This is a genomic window from Burkholderia sp. SIMBA_051, assembly GCF_046534915.1.
GTDB classification, from domain to species: domain Bacteria; phylum Pseudomonadota; class Gammaproteobacteria; order Burkholderiales; family Burkholderiaceae; genus Burkholderia; species Burkholderia ambifaria.
Window position 1 is genome coordinate 1 of record NZ_JAWRXS010000666.1, and the last position, 248, is coordinate 248.

The 248-nt window shown below is 60.5% G+C and carries 1 protein-coding gene; it reads right to left on the reverse strand.

The features are described from left to right. A partial coding sequence (locus SB771_RS36140; protein WP_410722181.1) for an FAD-dependent oxidoreductase occupies positions 1–248 on the reverse strand: 248 nt, incomplete at both ends.

Here is a 248-nt window from a genome sequence, read left to right on the forward strand (position 1 = left end):
GCCTGCGACCCTACGACGACCACTTTGATCACCGCATCGGGGCCGAATAGCGCGCGCATCCGTTTAGGCAATTCGGTTGCGATCTCGATGCCGGTAAAGCCACATCCCACCACGGCAACGGTATTTCGGGCGCTTGAATCGGGAAGCTTCGCGAGCTTCCTGAGATGCTCTTCAAGTGCCGATGCGTCCTCCATGCAATCGACCGAGAACGCATACTCGGCGAGCCCTGGAATCGGCGGCCGGCTCAG